Source organism: Hymenobacter sp. 15J16-1T3B, from assembly GCF_020711235.1.
In the GTDB taxonomy this organism is placed as follows: Bacteria; Bacteroidota; Bacteroidia; order Cytophagales; family Hymenobacteraceae; genus Solirubrum.
Map to the genome: position 1 here is coordinate 42,099 of NZ_JAJFAV010000001.1, position 14,001 is coordinate 56,099.

A 14,001-nucleotide genomic window follows, 5' to 3' on the forward strand; every position below is an offset into this window, starting at 1 on the left:
ATTTTGGTATTTTGCCGGAATAGGGCACCGCCATTTTTCCACCTCGTCGGTTTCTTTTTTCACTTTATGAGGATTTTTTTACGTCATTTCCAGCTCTTTTCGCTGTTGTTGCTGTTGCCTATAGGCTTATTCGCCGGCCCTAAGCCCAGCGCCGATTCTCCCCTGGGCGGGCAGTGGCGCGGTTCTCTGAAGGTGCCGGGCGGCGCTTGGGAAATGGTCATCACCATCGTGCCGCTCAGCAACGGCACGCTCTACGCCACCCTGGACGTGCCCAAGCAAAAAATCAGCCGCATGCCGGTGAAAGCTGAGCTCAAGGGCACGGACGTAACCATGCGCATCGAGGAGGCCGGCAGCAAGTACGTGGGCATATTGGCCGCCGACGGCAAGCACATCAGCGGCACCTGGACGCAGCCGGCCCTGACCGGCCCGCTGGTGCTGGAGCGCACCACCGGCTCGGTTATCAACGCGGCCACGTTCAAGCCGGCCCTGCCCTACCGCGAGGAAGAAGTGGTGGTGCCCAACAAAGTAGCCAAGCTGCGCCTCACGGGCACGCTCACCATGCCCCAGGGCAAGGGCCCCTTCCCGGCCGTGGTGCTGATTTCGGATTCGGGGCCGCAGGACCGCAACGTGGTGGTGGACAACTACCGCATGTTCAATATCCTGGCCGACTACCTCACCCGCCGCGGTGTGGCCGTGCTCCGCTACGACGACCGCGGCGTGGGCAAATCCACGGGCAGCTACCAGAAAGCCACTACCGCCGACCTCGTGTCGGACGCGCAGGCAGCCATGGGCTTTCTGCGGGCGCATTACAAGGTGAACAAAACTCAGGTGGGCATGGTGGGCCACGGTGAAGGCGCCAACGTGGCCCTGCTCGCCGCCGCCGACCGCAACGCTCCTGATTTCGTGGTGTCGTTGGCGGGCTACGGGCTGTCGGGGCCGGAGGTGCTCAAGCGGCAGCAGGTGGAAATCATGCGCCTGATCGGGGCCAATACCCAGCAGGTAACCTCGGCCCTGCAGCTGCACGAGCAAATGCTCAACATCATCCGCCAGACGCCCAACAACGACCTGGCCCGCGCCAAAGTCGCGACCATGCTGCGCATGTCCAACGCCGACATCGACTTTACCATGGTGCAAGCCCGTGCCCACCAGCTCACTTCGCCCTGGTACCGTTATTTCATCGACTTCGACCCGCAGGCCAAGCTGGGGCAGGTGAAGTGCCCGGTGCTGGCCCTGAACGGCGCCGCCGACCTACTGGTACCGGCCACTAAGAACCTACCCACCCTGCAGAAAGGCCTCAAAGCCAGCGGCAACCGCAAGGTGCAAACTTACAAGCTCACCGGCGTCAACCACTGGTTCCAGGCCGCCGCCACCGATTGGCCCATGGTCAACGGGCAGGTACAACCGACTTTCTCGCCCAAGGCCCTGGCCCTGATTCATGGCTGGGTGGCGCAAAACAGCACCACCTTGCCCGCGCCGGCCGCCAAAGCGCCGGTGCTGGCCAAACCCCGCCTACGCGGCGCCACGAAATCCACCGGGGGCGTCGCCACCCAAGAACAACGAGCCGCCCGCTAGGCGGCTCGTTTGTTTTGCGCCGGGCCTCGAATCGGGCCGGCCTTACCCGGAAACCGAATGGCGCCGAGCCGTTCCGTGCCACCCGCATGTTCGTACACGGGCGGCCTGCAACCTCTTGCTGATAATTTTTCTCCGCCTGATAGCTGAGGCAAAGAGAATAATTAGACATTTGCCTAAATACTTAATCAAACCACTCATGACTGCCATGCGTCTGCTCACCCGTTTGTGCCTGCTGCTGCTCAGCACTGGGCTATCCACGCTGGCCCCCGCGGCCCCGTCCCTCAGTTTGGCAGGCGACTGGCAGGGCAGCCTCAGCGCGGGTGGCACCGACATCCCGCTGGTGGTGCACCTGCAGCAGCTGCCCGACGGCCGCTACACCGGCACCCTCGACAGCCCCAAGCAGCAGGCCTACGGCTTGCCCATTGCCAGCGTCACGGTGCGCGCCGACAGCGTGGTACTGCGCCTGACCGCGCCCGCGGCCGTGCTGGCCGGGCGCGTGTCGGCCGACGGGCAACAAATTAACGCGAGCTGGCAGCAAGGCGGCCGCGCGGCCCCGCTCACGCTGAAGCGGCAAGGCGCAGCCGGCAGTACGGCGCCGGCCGTGCGCCGCCCGCAGGAGCCCAAAGCGCCGTTTCCGTACCGGGCCGAAGACGTAACCTTCGCCAACACCGGCGCCAAGGTGCAGCTGGCCGGCACAGTGACGGTCCCCGCCGGCAAAGGCCCCTTCCCGGCCGTGGTGCTCGTCACCGGCTCGGGCCCGCAAGACCGCGACGAAACTATCTTCGGCCACCGCCCCTTCCGCGTGCTGGCCGACTACCTCTCGCGACGCGGCTTCGTGGTGCTGCGTTACGACGACCGCGGCGTGGGCCAATCGACCGGCGACCGGGCCGCCTACACCACCGCCGACGGCGTGACCGACGCGCAGGCCGCCCTGGCCTACCTGCGCCAGCGCCCCGACGTGCAAGCGGGCAAGGTGGGCCTGATCGGGCACAGCGAGGGTGCCATGATCGGGCTGCTGGCCGCCACACAGCCGACTCCGCCCGCGTTTCTGGTGTCGCTGGCCGGCCCGGCCCTGCGCGGCGTGGAAACGATGGTGCGCCAGGGCGAGGACCTGGGCCGGGCCAGCGGCATGTCGGCCGAGCAGCTCACGGCCACCCGAGCGCTGAACCAGCAGATTTACCTGACGGTGCTGCAGACGCCCGACAACCAGCAGGCCCAGGCACAGGTGGTAAAGCTGCTAACCGAAATCGGCATGAACGCCGCCCAGGCCCAGCAGCAGGCCGCCACGCTGACCACGGCCTGGTACCGGCAGCTGCTGGCCTTCAACCCCGAACCGCTGCTGCCCAAGGTGAAAGTGCCGGTGCTGGCCCTGGGCGGCAGCAAGGACCTGCAGGTGGCGGCTGGCCCCAACCTCGCGGCCTGGGAAAAAGGCGTGCGCAGCGGCGGCAACTCCGACGTCACCGCGCAGGAGCTGCCCGGCCTCAACCACCTGTTCCAGACGGCCAATACCGGCCTCACCGACGAATACGGCCGCATTGAGGAAACTTTCTCCCCCACGGCCCTGGCCGTCATCGGCGACTGGCTGGCCCGGCACGTGAAGAAATAATCAACCACACCAACGCCGCGCCCCGCCTCTGACCAGAAGCGGGGCGCGGCGTTGGTAGGCCAGCCCGGTGAGAGGAAGCATGAGCCGGCAGTAAGACCAGTGGCCCGGCATTGACCGATAACGGCCACGCCGGTGTCTGGCAAAGTCATGTAGCTAGCTGCTCAGAACCGCAGCCCCACGCTGTAGCAGTACCAGCCCAGAACCCGCGTCCGGGCGTTGCCTTCGTCGAATACCGTTTTACGGCCCTGGCTGATGTTGGAGTACACCTTGCCCCGGTCGCTGTCGTAGCGTTGGGTAACGAGCACGTTGAACGTGGGCCCGGCAATGAGCCGCAGGTGGGGCCGGGCTTTGAAGGGCGCGAAGCCGACGAGCAGGCGCAGCTGGTTGTGCAGGTTCAGGTCGCGGGTGAGGCCGCGCTGCTCCTCGTTGACGTGCATGGCTGCCGCGTCGAGGCTCAGGCTGAAACGGCGGCGGGCCCACGCCTCGGTGCCCACGCCGTAGCCCAAGGCCCAGCGGCGCGGGTCGCTGCCGAAGCCTTTGTAGGCTCCGGTGAAGAAGGTGTAGAACGCGGGGGAGCCGCCGAGCTTGAGCGTAGCCGTGACGGGCCAGGCATCCGAATTGGTGAGCTCGAGGCGGTGGTAGCCGTGCACCACGAAATTGAAGGGCGCCAGGCTCACGCCCTGCACCGAGTCGGCGAAGTTCACCAGCCCGGCCAGCTGCACGCCGTGCACCGTACCGGCCACGTTGAACAGCCCGGCGGCCTGTAGCCCATTGGCTTCCTTGGCCACATTGAAGAGGCCTGCGGCCTGCCCGCCGCGTATTTCCGTCAGCGCCACGTTAAAGAGGCCGGCAGCCTGCACCGCCATGTCCCTGGGGGCCGTCGTTGCGTCGTCGAGGCTGCCGCTGGCCGTGGTGCCTGAGGCAGCGGTACTGGCGGTCAGCTCGGGCTCGGCCGGACGTTTGCGCGGGCCGGCGAAATTGAAGAGGCCGGCCGTTTGAGCCCCGGCCACAGGGCGGGTGGCTAGGTTCAGCAAGCCCGCCGCCTGCCAGCCGCGCCCCGGGCCGCCGAGCACGTTGGCCAGGCCCGCGGCCTGCACGCCGTCGAGGTGGCGGCCGACGACGTTAGCCAAGCCCGCCACTTGCAAGCCCGCCACCGTGTCGCGGTCCACGTTGACCAAACCGGCCGCTTCAAAGCCGTCCACGCCCGCTGCGTAGCCGCCCAGCACGTTGATGGAAACGTTGTTAACCGTCTGCCCGCTGCGCAGGCCGTTGGAGCCCAGCGGGCCGAGAAAGGAAATCTGCGCGGGTTTGGTGAAGGTAGGTCGCTCGGCCTCGGCGGGTGTTTCGGGGACAGCTGCCGCCGAATCAGCGGCGGCCACGGCGGGCCCGGCCGCGGGGGGCCCGGCAACCGGCGTTGCTGCGGCCGCAGCGGCTTGGCCAGCGGGCGTTGCAGTAGCTGGCGTTTCGGCGGCCGTACTGGCTACCGTGGTAGGTTCAGCGGCCGGCCCGCCCGCAGCCTTGGGGGCGGCAGCCTTGCCGGCAGCGCCCGCTTGCTTCGCCGTAGCCTTGCCGCTAGCGGACGTCGGGGAAGCGGCGCGGCCGGAGGTGCTACCCTTGGCGGCGGTGCCGGAGGCGGGCTTTACCGGGGTTTTCTTCGTCGGCACCGCCGGTTTCGCCTTGGCGGGCACGGCACTGGCCGGCGTTGGCTTCGCCGGCTCGGCTGGAGTGGCGGTGCGCGCTTCGGACTCTTTGGGTTCCGTAGCGGCCGGGCTGTCCAGGGCTTTGTCGACGGCGGCGCGGCTCACAGTGGTCGTGGTGGCGGCAGGCACCGCGGCGGAGGTAGCGGCCTTCGCGGCGGCCGGTTTGGGCGGGGCGGGGTGCAACACCAGTTGGTCGCCCACCAGCTCGTAGCCGATGTTCTTGCCTTCCAGCACCTCGCTCAGCACCGTGCGCAGGGGCTGGTTCTGCGCGTTGAGCGTGACGGGCTGGCGCAGGTTCAGGGCCGTGTTGCTGTAGGAAATGCGCACGCCGTACTGGCGCCGCAAGGTGCGCAGCACCGATTCCAGCGGCGCTTGGTTGAAGGTCACCGTCACCCGGCGGTCCAGCACCGAACCGGTGCGCACCTGGGCGGCGGCGGGCGCGCCGGCCAGTGCGCACAGCACGGCGGCGGCCAGGCATATGCGGTTGCGCATAGCGGGCAAAGGAAAAAATGAAAAGGTATGGGTTACAGGCTGGGGCAGCCCGGTCCGTCGAGGGTGTAGCCGCCCTGGCCCGACTGCGTCACCGACAGGTTGGCCGAGAGGCTGAGCACGCGCAGCACCTGCGGCAGCTCGGCCTGGTGGAAGGTGCCGGTAAAGCGGCAGTTGGCCAGCTCGGGGCGGCTCAGGGCCACCGGCGTGCCGTAGTAGCGCGTGAGCGTACTAGCCACCTGGCCCAGCGACTGGTTGTCGAACACCAGCTCGTCTTGCTGCCAGGCGCGGAAGTTCGGGTCGGTGATGCGGCCCTGCACGGCCACGGCGGGCGCGGCGCGACGAATGACGCCGCGCAAGCCGGGCGTGAGCAGCACGGAATCCTGCACGGTAAGCTTCTGGCGGTCGGGAGCAAAGGCCACGCGGCCCGTCACCACCGACACCTCCACCGAATCCTCGGTGGCGTAGGCGCGCACATTGAAGGAAGTGCCGAGCACCCGGGTGCGGGTGTCACCGGCCAGCACCGTAAAGGGGCGGCCGTGGTCTTTCTTCACCTCAAAAAAGGCCTCGCCGCGCAGCTGCACCACCCGGCTGGTCTGGTTGAAGTCGGCGGCGTAGCTCAGGGTCGAGTTCTTGTTGACCCACACCCGGCTGCCGTCGGGCAGGGTAGCCAGCTGGCGCTGGGGGCCGGCGGCCACGGTCACGGCCTGGGCTGCATTCGATTTCCAGAGGAAGGTGCGCGCCAAGGCCCAGAAGCCCACGAGCAGCAGCACGGCCGCCGCCACCCGCATCCAGGTCTGCGGCTGGCTCCACATGGCCACCACGCGGCCGGTTTCGGCCGGGGCGGGCGGCGCGGGGGCCGTGCCGCCGGTAGGCTGCAGGCCCGCCGCGGCGCTGAAGCGCTGCCAGGCCGGCTCCACGTCGGCCTCGGTGAAGACCTCGGCCACGCTGCCGCCCCGCTCCCAGGCCCGCGTCGCGTCGGTGAGCAGGCGCAGGCGGCTGGGCGTGGCGGTGAGCCACTGGTGCAGCTCCGCCTGTTCCGCCGCCGATGCTTCGCCCGCGAGGTGCTTGGCCAGCAACTCCCAGGGGGCGTCGGTATCGGGGTAGAGGTGGAGCATGGGGACAGTTGAGCGGTGAATTTGCGGAATTTCGGCGGATGTAGCGCACGGTGGCCAGCTGGTTCGCGCCGCGCGGCTGCCGCGGAGCCGTGGTCGGCCGGTACCGACGCGCGGCCCGCGCAGCCGGCGCGGCGCGAGGGACCTACTGAATCGTCAGGTGGGCCGAGCGCACGGCGGTGCCGGCGAAGTAGCCCACGGCGCGGGGCCCGTTGGGGTCGACGTTGACCACGTTGGAGCGCACGTTGGCCGGCGGCGAAGAGAACAGGCCCACGTTGTTGATTTGGGTGAACATCTCGTTGAGGAAGTAATAGTAGTCCTGCGGGAGCGAGAGCAGCTGCACGCGCACGCTGTCGCCGGGCTGCAGCGGGTCGCTGTTCAGCTCGATGCCGCCGATGTAGCGGCCGTCGACCAAGGCGTCGTCGCGCACCACCAAGTCGTCGGGGTCGTTTTGCAGCTCGCCGTTCAACCAGATCTTGAAGCGGTAGTAGTCGCCCACGCCGGGCAGCTCGGGGCCGTTGTAAAAGGCGTAGATGCCGTCGTCCCAGCCGGGCTCGTTGCGCTTAAACTCCTGCGTGAGCCCGTCGATGCCGGGCACACGCTTGATTTCGGTAGCGGCGCGGTACTGCTGGCCCTCGGCCTTGATGCTGAGCACGTAGTGGTTGCCGATTTTGCCCTGGATCTGGCGGGTCTGGTACACGCCGGGTGCGGTTTCCTGCAGGGTTTCGGTCACGCCCTCGTTGTCGCTGAGCACCAGCTCGGCGCCGCGCACGGCGGGCAGCTCCTGGTCCTTGAAGTAAGGCCCGGTCTTGGTCAGGCGGATGGTGTAGGGGCCCGGCTGGTCGGTGATGTTGCCCTCCACGGCCAGCTGGGGCTCGGGGTCGGGCAGGTCCACGTCGACCACGTCGGTGCAGCTGCTGAGCAGGCCGAGGCCGGCCGCCAGCAAGGTCAGGAAAAAGGAGTAGCGTTTCATAGCTCAGGTAGGCAGGACGGTTCGGGAGAATATTCGATTTCGATGGTCAACAAGCGGCGGCCGGGGGTGGCGCCTTCGGCGAAGGCGAAGCGCACCTGCTCCGGCTGGATCTGGCCGCCGGCTTCGTAGAACAGCGCCAGGCCCACGGTGGTGGCAGTGATGTGGACCTGCGTATCCGTGGTGGGATAGTAGGTTTCCATCTGGCACACGGGCAGGCCGGGTTGCGGCTCGGCGGCCGCAAGACGAGTGGTAGCGAGGCGGACCATCAGAAGTTGAAGTTGTAGCTGACCGAGGGAATGACCGAGCCGAACACGGCTAGGCGCACGGCTTCGGTTTTGCGCGGGTTGTCCTCGTTCTGGCGGAAGTAGATGCCGTAGGGGTTGCGGCGCGAGTAGGCGTTGTACACCGAAAACACCCACTCGCTCTGCCAGCGCCGGTCGGGCTTCGGGCGGTTCTTCAGCGTGGCGCCGAGGTCGAGGCGGTGGTAGGCGGGCACGCGGTAGTTGTTGCGCGCGTCGCCGCTGACCACCGGCACCACTAGGCCCTCGTACACGAAGCGGCCGTTGGGGAAGGTGGTGGCCACGCCGGTGCCGTAGGCGAAGGAGGCCGAAGCCGTCAGCCGCGGGCCGAGCTGGTACATGCCCACCACGTTCAGACTGTGCGTCTTGTCGTACTTATTGGGGTACCACTTGTCGCGGTTGATGCCGTCGATTTGCCGCTCTGAGCGGCTCAGGGTGTAGCTCACCCAGCCCGAGAGCTTGCCCTGGCTTTTCTTCACGAAGAACTCCGCGCCGTAGGCCCGGCCCTGCCCGTAGAGCAGCTCGCCTTCTAGGTCTTTGTTGAGCAGGGTGTTGGCCCCGTTCACGTAGTCGACCTGGTTGTCCATGGTCTTGCCGAATACTTCCACCGAGGCCTCGTAGGCGTTGTCCTGGAAGTTGCGGAAGTAGCCCAGCGCCACCTGGTTGCCGCGCTCGGGCTTGATGTTGTTGGTGCTCGGGCTCCACACGTCCAGCGGCGAGGCGGCGGTGGTGTTGGAAATCAGGTGCACGTACTGGGCCGTGCGGGTGTAGCTGGCTTTCAGCGAGCTGTTGAGGTCCAGCGTGTAGCGCAGCGAGGCGCGGGGCTCCAGGTTGGCGTAGCGCTTGATTAGCTCCCCGTTCTTGTAGACGCGAGTATTGGTGGCCGTTTTGCGCTGGCCGGTTTCGCCCACGTAGTCGGAAATGGCGGTGCCCGAGCCTAGGAAGTCGAAAACCGAGAGGCGCAGGCCGTACTGCAGCTGCAGGCGCGGGCCCAAAGTCTGCTCGTTGTCGAGGTAGGCGGCGTACTCGCCGGCCTGCTGGTCGTCCACTTTCAGCCCGCGGAAGATGGATTCGGCGCTCAGTGACTTCACCGTGGCGGGCTCAAACTCGTAGCGCGTGCCGCTAAAGCCGGCGCTGAGCGTGTTGTTTTCCCCAAGTTGGTAGCTGAAATCAGCCTTGCCGGTGTAGTTGCGGATTTTCGAGGTCCACTCGAAGGCCTGGGTGCCGTTGGGCACGCCGAGGCCGTAGTCGTACTGGGCCACCACGGCCGAGGCCGAGCCGAACAGCCGCGGGCTGAACTGGTGCGTCCAGCGGGCCGAAGCGCCCATGTTGCCCCAGTCGTTTTTGAACACGTCGGCGAAGTTGAACACGTCGCGGCCGCGGTAGCCAGTCAACGTCAGCTGATCTTTGGCGCTGATGCGGTGGTTGACCTTCAGATTCAGGTCGTAGAAGTAGGCCTGGTTTTTCCGCTGCTCGGGAATGAGCTTCAGGAACAGGTCGCCGTAGGAGCGGCGGCCGGCCAGCGAAATCGAGGTGCGGTCCTTGATGAGCGGGGCTTCCACCGCCAGGCGCGAGGAAATCAGGCCCACGCCGCCGTTCACGGTCAGCCGCTCGGCCTGGCGCCCGTCGCGCATCTTCACGTCGAGCAGGGAGGAAAGGCGGCCGCCGTAGCGGGCCGGAATAGCGCCTTTGTAGAGCGTCATGTCCTGCACCGCGTCGGGGTTGAAGGCCGAGAAGAAGCCGAACAGGTGCGACACGTTGTAGACCGGCATTTCGTCCATCAGAATCAGGTTCTGGTCGATGCCGCCGCCGCGCACGTTGAAGCCCGAGGCGCCCTCCCCCACCGTCGTCACGCCGGGCAGCAGCTGAATGCTGCGCACCACGTCGACCTCGCCGAGCAGGGCCGGCATGAGCTTGACCGTCTTCATGTCGAGGCGGTTGACGCTCATTTCGGGCTTTTTCACGTTGTCTTCGGCCCGCAGGCCCGTCACCACCACTTCCTTGGTTTGCTGGCGCTGGGCGCCGAGCTTGACGGAGCGCGTCATGTCCCCGTCGAGGGTGAGCGTCACCTGTTGGGGCTCGAAGCCCAGAATCTGGTAAGTGACGACGTGGGTGCCCTTGGGCAGCACCAGGCGGTAAGCGCCGTTTTCGTCGGTGCTGGTGCCCTGGCCGAGGGCTTTCACGAACACGCTGGCGCCCACGAGGGCTTCGCCGGTGGCCGCGTCGCGCAGGGTGCCGCTAAGCACGGCCTGAGCGGCGGGCGTGGTTTGGCTCCAGGCGGGGCCGGCGGCCAGCAGCAAGCCGGCCGTCAGCGCCCAGGAGGTAGAGTTTTTCATGTTTGTTTTCAGAGCAGTCCGCAGGCAGCCGACGAGCAGAAACCGGCAGCCAGCGGACGGTGGTTGGAATAAGAGGGGCGGAATGCGGCAGGATGGTTGGTCAGGGGCGCGTTACGCTTTCGTTAGCCCGGCGCGCCGAGCCCAGCGGGGGTCTGGGTCAGGATCATCCCCTAACCGTTCCCGGACGTCTCGCTGGGCTTGGCATGAGAGCTGACGCTAATTGCCCGTCAATACTTTACCCGAGCCGGAAATACGCGTCGTGACGGTGGGCGTGCCGCGGTAGTACACCGTGCCCGAGCCGCTGATTTCGGCCGAGAGCGTGCGGGAAGCCCGGACGTAAGCCTTGCCCGAGCCCGAGATGCTGGCGTAGGTGTCCTGGGTGCTCAGGTCGTAGGCCGAGACCTTGCCCGAGCCGGAGATGTTGAGGTTGTTGGTGGCCGCCGTGCCGCGCAGCGTGACTTCGCCCGAGCCCGAAATGGCGGTGCGCAGCCCGTCGACGCCACTCAGCTCCACGTCGGCGTCGCCCGAACCGGACACGCCCACTTTAAAGGAGCTGGCCGACCAGGGCGTGGCCGTGCGCAGCTTGCCCGAGCCCGATACCTCGACTTCGGACAAGGAAGGCGCGGTGATGTACACCTTCACCGGGTCGTGGCCCACCACGCGGGCGTGGCCGTACTCGATTTGCAGTTCGTCGCCGCTCAGCTCGGTTTCGAGCACGTCGAGGATGTTGCGCTGGGCCTCCACGCGCACCTCGCGCTGCGGGCCCTGGGTGAGGATGACTTCGGCGTCAATCTTCAGCTCCACGCGGTTAAACGAGTTGACGGTGCGCGTTTCCGATTCCGTCGGGCCCACGCCGCGCACGCGCGGGCCGAACGAGTCGCCCTCGTGCGAGCAGGCAGTGGTGAGCAGCAGAGCCGGGAAGAGCAGGGCGGAAAGCAGGTTGGTTTTCATAGCAGTTGTTTGGAGTTGGTCTGTTTTCGGGGTTCTGAGAGTAAGACTCCCATCCGGCGGCCTACCCCTACGCCGGTGTCAACTTTTTTTTTATTCGGGGCCAATTAGTCCTCCGCGCCCACGTGGCCGTGGCCCGAGGTACGCACCGACACGGCGGGCCGGCCGCGGTAGGTCACGGCGCCGTGGTCCCGGGCTTCGGCCTGCAGCTGCCCCGTCACCCGCACCTTGGCCAAGCCGTGGTCGTCAGCAGTAGCTTCCCCGTTCTGGGCCGTCAGGTCGTAAGCTTGCACCAGGCCGTGGCCGGTCGCGTCAACGTCCAGGCGCTGCGCCGCGCCGGCCAGAGTGATGTTGCCGTGGTCCTTCACGTCGGCCTTCAGCTCATCGGTCTGGTCCAGGGTCAGCTCGGCCACGCCGTGGTCCTTGACGCGCACCCGGAAGGAGCCGGCGCCCCAGGTGGCCTCGCTGCGCACGGCGGCGTGGTCGCCCACGGCCACTTCCGTGAGGCTGGGCACGGTCACGTAGGCCCGCACGCGCTGGGTGTCCTTGCCGCGGGTGGGCTTGGTCAGGCGCAGCACCAGCTGGTTGCCGTAGAGGCGGGCTTCGGTGATGTCGAGGATGTTGCGCTGGGCCTCCAGCCGCACGCCGGGCTCGGCGCCCTGGCTGAGGATGACGTCGATGTGGTCCTTGGCTTCGAGGCGGCTGAAGGAGTTGACCGCGCGCGTTTCCGTCTCGACGGGACCGACGCCCTTTACCCAGGGGCCGAACTCGCCTTTGTCGCAGGCGGTGAGCAGGAGCGTGGCGGCCAGCAGGCCGGGGAGCAGGATGGTTTTCATAGCAGAAGTAGGTTGAGGAGCGTGTTTGGGTATAAGACCCGCTCGCCCGCCGCTACCCCCACGCGCCCCCAAACTTTTTTTTCGCGCCGCGTGAAAACCCGCTACAACAGCCAGGAATGCAGCCCCGACAGAAACCCGCTGAGCTTGTCGCGCATGATGCGCAGGGCCTTGCCCATCTGGTTTTCCACGGTTTTGGGCGCCACGTCCAGGGCTTCGGCAATCTGCTGGTAGCTCAACCCTTCCTGCCGGCTCATCAGGAACACCGCCCGGCACTGCGGCGGTAGGGCTTCCAGGGCCACGGCTACCAGTTGCTCCGCGTCCTGGGCATCGAGCTGCTCGGCGGTGGTGTCGCGGGCGGGCTCCACGAAGCTGGCTTCGTCCCAGCCCACCTGCCGCTTGCGGCGCTCGGCGTGGCGCAGGGCCGCGTTCATGGCGGCGCGGTAGAGGTAGGCTTTGTAAGTGGTAGTGATGACCAGTGTTTCGCGGTTGTGCCAGACGCGCATAAACACGTCTTGCAGCAGGTCTTCGGCCACGGCGCGGTCTTGCACCACCCGGTAAATCACGTTGCCCAGCGGACGGTAGTAGCCCTTGAACAGGGCCTGCATAAACGCTTCCCCGTCGCCGGTGCGCTGCAGCTCCGCGAGGCGGACTTCGAGAGCATCAAGCGTGTCGACTTCGGGCATAGCAACGGCGTAATAACCAGCGCGGGGCCCGGCAGCTCGGCTACCGGGCCCCGCAAAGCTACGGAACATAGCGTTTCGGCTAGGCTTTATCGAAGGAGGAATTGTATGTGATACCGCCCCTCGGTCGGCCGGTTGATTTTACGCCGGTGCCTCGGTTTTCACGTCGTGCAGGCGGCGCAGGCGCGGGGCCAGCAGGGTGGTGATACCCACTACCAGCATGGTCATGCACCCGCCGAACACCACCGAGGGCACCGTGCCCATCAGCCGCGCCGCCGCCCCTGACTCAAACGCCCCGATTTCGTTCGACGAGCCGATAAAGATGTTGTTCACCGCCGACACGCGCCCTTTCATGTGCTCGGGCGTGAAGGTGTGAATCAGCGTGGAGCGCACAATCACCGATACCGAGTCGAACACCCCGGTCATGAACAGCAGAAAGAGCGACAGGGCGAAGTTGGTGGACACGGCAAACAGAATGGTGGCCAGCCCGAAGCCCGCCACGGCCCACAGCAGCTTGCGCCCCACGTAGGTTTTGAGCGGGAAGTAGGTCAGCGCCACCGCCATCAGCACCGAGCCCACGGCCGGGGCCGCTTCCAGGTCGCCGAGGCCGGCCGCGCCCACTTTCAGAATGCTCACCGCGTACACCGGCAGCAAGGCCACCGCCCCGCCGAAGAGCACCGCAAACATATCCAGTGCCAGCGCCGCCAGCACCAGCTGGTTGCTGAAGATAAACCGCAGCCCGCTCAGCACGCTTTCCTTGAGCGGTAGCCGTTCGCCCACCACTTCGGGCAGCGGCCGCCCGGCAATGCTGGCAAACTGCAGCAGGGCCAGCAGCAGCAGCCCCACGGCCACCCCGTACGAGGGCGCCACGTCGATGTAGTGCACCAGGTAGCCGCCAATGGCCGGCCCCAGCACCGCAGAAGCTTGGTAGGTGGTGCTGTTCCAAGTAATGGCGTTGGCCAGCCGCTCCCGGTCGGGCAGCAACTGGGGCATAAAGGAAAACAGCGCCGGCCCCAGAAAGCCCCGCGCAATGCCGCTGACGAAGATGACCCCGTACAGCGGCAGCGTGTAGAGTCGGTCTTTGGCCAGCACGGGCAGCCCCCAGGGCGAAGCCAGCGCCCACAGGGCCACCGCGCACAGCAGCAGCACCGCCACCGCGGCCACGATGATGTTTTTGCGCCGTACCGTGTCGGCCACGTGCCCGGCGTAGAGCGACACCCCGATGCTGGGCACCGCCTCGGCCAGTCCGATAAAGCCCAGGGCCAGGGGGTCGTTGGTCAGGTGCAGGATCTGCCAGCTCACCACCAGCCCCTGAATGCGCGTGGCCACCACGAAGCAGACGCGGGCCAGGATCAGTCGGCGGAATTCGGGCAGGCGCAGGGCGGCGTAGGGGTCGTGGCGGGGCGCAGAATCGGCAATACTCATAGGAAGCCTCAAACGGAAATCG

Annotated in this window: 11 protein-coding genes; 2 read left to right on the forward strand and 9 right to left on the reverse strand. The window is 66.9% G+C overall.

Features of this window, described 5'->3' with window-relative positions:
- Positions 1–66 precede the first annotated feature (66 nt).
- Both LJ737_RS00185 and LJ737_RS00190 read left to right on the forward strand, forming a co-directional pair.
- Positions 67–1,572: an alpha/beta hydrolase family protein gene (locus LJ737_RS00185; RefSeq protein ID WP_227761639.1), complete on the forward strand. Its 1,506-nt coding sequence runs from the start codon at positions 67–69 to the stop codon at positions 1,570–1,572.
- A gap of 205 nt (positions 1,573–1,777) precedes the next feature.
- Positions 1,778–3,178 (forward strand): alpha/beta hydrolase family protein, encoded by a 1,401-nt coding sequence (locus tag LJ737_RS00190; RefSeq protein WP_227761640.1) that lies wholly within the window; start codon positions 1,778–1,780, stop codon positions 3,176–3,178.
- A gap of 161 nt (positions 3,179–3,339) precedes the next feature.
- Here LJ737_RS00190 and LJ737_RS00195 read toward each other — a convergent pair whose 3' ends face one another.
- From LJ737_RS00195 to LJ737_RS00235, 9 genes are all read right to left on the reverse strand, one after another.
- Positions 3,340–5,370, reverse strand: a complete 2,031-nt coding sequence (locus LJ737_RS00195) for a DUF4974 domain-containing protein (protein ID WP_227761641.1) — start codon at positions 5,368–5,370, stop codon at positions 3,340–3,342.
- A gap of 32 nt (positions 5,371–5,402) precedes the next feature.
- On the reverse strand, positions 5,403–6,485 hold the full coding sequence (locus LJ737_RS00200; RefSeq protein ID WP_227761642.1) for a FecR family protein: 1,083 nt from the start codon (positions 6,483–6,485) through the stop codon (positions 5,403–5,405).
- Positions 6,486–6,627: 142 nt separating this feature from the next.
- A complete protein-coding gene (locus LJ737_RS00205) occupies positions 6,628–7,455 on the reverse strand; it encodes a DUF4249 domain-containing protein (protein WP_227761643.1) in 828 nt (275 codons plus the stop codon).
- A complete protein-coding gene (locus LJ737_RS00210) occupies positions 7,452–7,721 on the reverse strand; it encodes a hypothetical protein (RefSeq protein WP_227761644.1) in 270 nt (89 codons plus the stop codon). The genes LJ737_RS00205 and LJ737_RS00210 overlap by 4 nt, the downstream gene beginning before the upstream one ends.
- A complete protein-coding gene (locus LJ737_RS00215; protein ID WP_227761645.1) occupies positions 7,721–10,090 on the reverse strand; it encodes a TonB-dependent receptor in 2,370 nt (789 codons plus the stop codon). Before LJ737_RS00215 ends, LJ737_RS00210 begins: the two co-directional genes overlap by 1 nt.
- Before the next feature lie 216 nt (positions 10,091–10,306).
- Entirely contained in the window at positions 10,307–11,041 is a 735-nt protein-coding gene (locus LJ737_RS00220) for a head GIN domain-containing protein (protein WP_227761646.1), read from the reverse strand.
- Positions 11,042–11,145: 104 nt separating this feature from the next.
- Positions 11,146–11,874, reverse strand: a complete 729-nt coding sequence (locus LJ737_RS00225) for a head GIN domain-containing protein (RefSeq protein ID WP_227761647.1) — start codon at positions 11,872–11,874, stop codon at positions 11,146–11,148.
- A gap of 101 nt (positions 11,875–11,975) precedes the next feature.
- Complete coding sequence (locus LJ737_RS00230; RefSeq protein ID WP_227761648.1) at positions 11,976–12,557, reverse strand: RNA polymerase sigma-70 factor; 582 nt, start codon at positions 12,555–12,557, stop codon at positions 11,976–11,978.
- A gap of 138 nt (positions 12,558–12,695) precedes the next feature.
- Positions 12,696–13,979 carry an MFS transporter gene (locus tag LJ737_RS00235; protein WP_227761649.1) on the reverse strand — a complete coding sequence of 428 codons (1,284 nt, stop codon included), beginning with the start codon at positions 13,977–13,979 and terminating at the stop codon, positions 12,696–12,698.
- Positions 13,980–14,001: the final 22 nt, after the last annotated feature.